At 46.0% G+C, this 4,773-nt stretch carries 3 protein-coding genes; 2 read left to right on the top strand and 1 reads right to left on the bottom strand.

Annotated features, from left to right (window positions below):
• The first annotated feature begins 399 nt into the window (after positions 1-399).
• A complete protein-coding gene (locus tag F6K37_RS32250; RefSeq protein ID WP_008185249.1) occupies positions 400-2,208 on the top strand; it encodes a hypothetical protein in 1,809 nt (602 codons plus the stop codon).
• Positions 2,209-2,733: 525 nt separating this feature from the next.
• Entirely contained in the window at positions 2,734-4,401 is a 1,668-nt protein-coding gene (locus F6K37_RS32245) for a DUF8225 domain-containing protein (protein ID WP_008185253.1), read from the top strand.
• Between the two features lie 35 nt (positions 4,402-4,436).
• Here the strand turns inward: F6K37_RS32245 and F6K37_RS32240 are convergent, their stop codons facing one another.
• Positions 4,437-4,631, bottom strand: coding sequence for a hypothetical protein (locus F6K37_RS32240; RefSeq protein WP_165691810.1), 195 nt, complete (start codon positions 4,629-4,631; stop codon positions 4,437-4,439).
• Positions 4,632-4,773: the final 142 nt, after the last annotated feature.

The following is a 4,773-nucleotide window of genomic DNA, read 5'->3' as shown; positions in this document are numbered from 1 at the left end:
GTAAGCGATGCAGAGGTGCGACCCGTGGCGAATTTAATTCGCCAACGGAAAGCGCACCTAAGCGGTCTTGGGGGTTTCCCCCATGAGCGACTGCATCAAGAAGCGCAAGAGTTTGACTTCTGACAAAGGACTTCTGACAAAGGACTTCTGCTATATCACGCACCCTACGGAACTACTCTCGACTGCGGAAGGGGGAGAGCAAGAGTACCCTCGCGGGTACCTTCAAATTCCAGAGAGCTTTGGAAAAATGGTAGTTAACAGTTCAATCTTTCTGAAGTCCTTTTCTAAATTCATAGAGATTCACTATGACAACTAACAACGAAGATTTAATCCATGCTCTTCTGGGAAAACTTTACCAGACACTTACCGCAGGAGTTTAAAAAGATATTGAAGAGGATAATGCCTAAAGTAGACTTAGCAAAATTTGGTATTTTTGCCGTTTTACTGGTATTTCTGTTAGGTAGTTCATGGGTGCTGGCTGATATGTTGCAAAATCAGGCTATTGCGGCTTCCTACGTGCAATTTGCTACAGGTAATTTCCAGTTGCGGAGTTATCGGAAGGCTACTCATCCCAAGTTTGGGAGTAGTCCTGACAGAGAAATCTTTTCGCCTGTGTCTGTCCCTAACTGCACTGCCGTAATTCCTGACCAAATTTATCGTTTTGTTGAGGGTATAGATAGCTGCCTTCAACTAATGACAGATGATGAAATTGAGCAGATGCTCAAGGATCCATTTGCTACTGGGATTCTGAGCAAAGGAACATTTCCAGAGAATGTAGATGCTCTAGCTGCTGCTATTGCTGACTCCCAACTCAACTTGGAATCAGCGAACTACTTGCTTGGAGAAGGCAGTCAAATCCCGACGACTATTGCATCCCGTGAAGAACCCCGTAACCTTCGTTATGTTCTTACTTGGGGAACGAGTCGCACCAGTAATGCCGATATTCTTGTGAGTACAGCTGCCGGTGGCAACTCTAGCTTTTTGCAAGTAATTGCCTGGGATGCACAAGCCAAAAAATACAACTTCTATGAATTGCGGGAACAGGTAGGTGAACAACCAGGTACATCTACCAAAGTTTGGACTTGGGCTGGGGATTCTGGGATGGCGCGGGCAAAACCAACTATGGGAGTGGGCTGTTTTGATTGTCACCATAATGGTGTGGTGATTATGAAAGAACTTGCTCCACCCTGGAACAATTGGCATTCTCAGCGGGGGCCAATCTCACCCCTAGTAGTGCCGTTAAGGGTGACCCAAGAAATATTCTTTCAGAACTTGCAAGGAGCCGAGGTGCTTGAGCAGGTAATTCGCAGTGGTTTCATTAACTACCATAAGAATTGGTTGCGCGATCGCTACAAAAGACAAGAAGGAGTTATTAACTTAACGGACGTCAACCAGATGCTACGTCATCTGACCACCAACACTACCATCAATTTGGCCTCAACGAAGATTGAAAGCAATGGAGCCAATACTAGCCCAGCCAACCGTGCTGTTGATGGTATTCCCAATGACTTTTTTGTTTGGGATTCAGCCCTCAAGACCAGCTTAGGTCTTAACTACAATATCCCGCTGATTACCTTCGAGCGACAAGAGTATGACAATTACCTAAATACCAATCATTTCCAACTGGTTCAATCTGACTTCACCAAACCGGATGATTCTCCACTGTACGAAGAGGATGGCTCTACCTACTTTTCTTTCTTTGTGCCAGTTCCTGCTGCAGAAGACCTCTACATGCTCACACGGATGCGAAGTGCCAAGATTTTGACAGATAAATTCATTGCTGCTGTCTTGATGGTGGACTTCAAAAACCCTGTCTTTTCCGAAAAGCGGTCTAGCTTGCAGCAGTACGCTGAGCAAGTCACAACAGGCACAATCATCAATGGGATTAGTAGTGTACCCAATGATTTTGCCGAGAAAGTTAGAGTTGCTGCTGCTAACCAGTCTCCCTGCGATCCTACTAACTTTGACCAATGCACTGCGGAACAACAGTTTTTGCAAACATGGGAACTACCTGATAATCAGTGGAAATCCTTTGTCGAAGAGCAAATTCAGGCTTATTTGGATGAATTAAACACACTTTCTCCTAGGGAGCAGTTAGCTCAACTGATGGAATCAAGTGTCAAGCGCCGGGAGCAGTTTCAATCCTGGCCAACAATTAGTAACCTGAATGAATTTAGCTTGTTACTTCCCCAGAGTGATTTAAGGTAAGCATTCAGCTATCAGCTATCAGCTATCAGCTTAAGCGCTACGCGCACGCTACGCGAACAGCTATCAGCTATCAGCTATCAGCTATCAGCTTAAGCGCTACGCGCACGCTACGCGAACAGCTATCAGCTATCAGCTATCAGCTATCAGCTTAAGCGCTACGCGCACGCTACGCGAACAGCTATTAGCTATCAGCTATCAGCTATCAGCTTAAGCGCTACGCGCACGCTACGCGAACAGCTATTAGCTATCAGCTATCAGCTATCAGCTATCAGCTATCAGCTATCAGCTATCAGCCTATGCGCTATGCGCACCCTACGCGAACAGCTTTTGAAGAAAATAGCTGACCGCTGACCGCTGACTGCTGAATGCTTACCTATTAAATTCTCTCGTTCTAGGTTTATTTTAAGCACCTCAAGTAGCGTGAGCTTTTAGCTGACGGCTGATCGCTGAATGTTTAGAAATTAACTGAAACAACAACAACTTACTTGTGATATCGATAACAGTAAAAAACTAAGGAGTCAATCAATGGCTAAACTACCTCAATTTGATCCACCAGCCAATCAAAATGATTTTTGTGGAGAAGAAGAAAAGGAACAAGCATTACGCACTCGCTGGAGTAATAACATCAATCGCTATACAGAACAAACCTTGAAAAACGATCCGTGGAGTTCAGTTAACCAACCACCCCTAAGCCAATATTTCAATCCTCTCAAAACTGATATTCCAGAAGGAACGAAGGGTGTACCTATTAAATGGACGGCGTTCCCGAACCGGATTTTAATGGCATATCCCAATGTTGGGGAACGTACCCAGTGGCAATATGCTGACGAAGGACCACCCCCGGAGGATAACTATGGTCCGAGTGGTCCCCGTGGCTGGCAGGATGAATATTGTGAGTGGAGCGTCACCCGCAATGCAGAGGGTAAGATTACCAAAATAATGTTCACATGTGAGAACCGAGAATACTGGTATACCTTGTGGGAAGTCGATCCCAATGTTGTCTTGGGCCTTTACCAGAAATTAGTCAGTCCCCAGGTCAAAATTGAGGATCTGTATCTGCGTAACCAACAAGGTAATTTAGTTATCGATCCCGCCACGGGGCGACCAGCTTATAACGATCGCAATGTCTGGAATAGCACCACGACTGCTGGAGCGGTTCACCTGATTAGCAATCCTAATTCCCTAAGTGCGGAAGTATTTCTAGCTGGACAAGCCACAGTCCTCCGTAGAGATGTAGCAGGTAATCCAATTACAGACAAAAACCAGCTGATCAATTGCAGTCGGTATGGTACCCCAAACCGTAACAGTGATCCCACCATTGGAGCGTTGGTTAACGGAGTAGTGCGGGGAACAGGAGAACCAGGTTCTGGCATGCAGATATCCCTGGCAAATCCCGTCGGTCTGTACATCCAAGAACCTAGTTTTAACACCTACGAATTACCCTTTGATGCCCCTGAAGATGCTAAACCCTCAGACTACTGGAAGGTGATTCGCGGACGTAAACGGGACTCTGGCCAGGAAATGGACTATATTCTCCATGCAGTTTATGAAGTGCCTGAGGAGTTAGGCTTTACGGTTAGCGATATTACCATCAATGGATTCAATATTGAATACGGGGCACAAATTGCTCAAACTTTCCAAATTGCTCTTGCCGGTCTGCCCTTGCCTCAGGTCAACCAAGATGGGCTTCTTTGTGCAGGGGAACCAAAGTTATTACCTCGTCCGTATGTCTTGAGAGAATTGGAAATGCTTAGTGTAGCGTTTCGTTCTAGCTTAAATATGCGTATTGAGCCAGGGACTACCGTGGAGAATGTTGTACTATACGCATTTGACAGCGATTCACAATCCACTATTGAATTTACTGGTTCACCAGGTATTACCTTTGAACAAACAGATTTTCAGGATCTAGGTAGTAATCAGCAAGTGTTCATCCTCACCATCACTGCTGCTCCTGATGCTCCCTTGGGGAATCGTTCTATTCTTATGAAAAATCCCGATCCGGATAACCCCGCAAACTATTACGGTGGTCCTGCTGTTTTTGGTTTATTAGAAGTCGTTGCACCAGGTACACTTAACAGAAAACAGGATGCTGCTGTATCTGAGTTGGCAGAAACTACTCCCACAGCGATAGCAGTGCCAGATAAACTTCTCTTGGCTCCCATTGAGTTATCCAACAGGAGCAATGGTAGGTAATACTTAGATCTTGCACCAAGTTTAAAATTTACCTGTCAAGCTAGGGAACAGGGAACGGGGAACAGGGAGCAGGGAATAGGGAACAGGGAATAGGGAATAGGGAACAGGAATAGTGGTGCGTTACGGGACGGGGATCCCAACCGATGCCAAAAGCCGGAAAACCATGGCAAGCCCGTCTTATCACGCACCCTACGCACCTCCCCCATCTCCCCATCTCCCCATCTCCCCATCTCCCCACACTTCCCACCCTCTCTACCTAGCCTCACCAATCACAGTAAAAGCCGCCCAAGCTTTCGGGTCTGGATTACCATCTCCATCATTAAGCATCGATAACATCGCCTCTCGCATCGCTTTCGCTTTATCGAATTTGTG

The sequence above is a fragment of the Moorena sp. SIO4E2 genome (assembly GCF_010671945.1).
GTDB classification, from domain to species: domain Bacteria; phylum Cyanobacteriota; class Cyanobacteriia; order Cyanobacteriales; family Coleofasciculaceae; genus Moorena; species Moorena producens.
The sequence above is the reverse complement of the archived record's forward strand: the minus strand, read 5'-3'. Positions and strand labels throughout refer to the sequence as shown.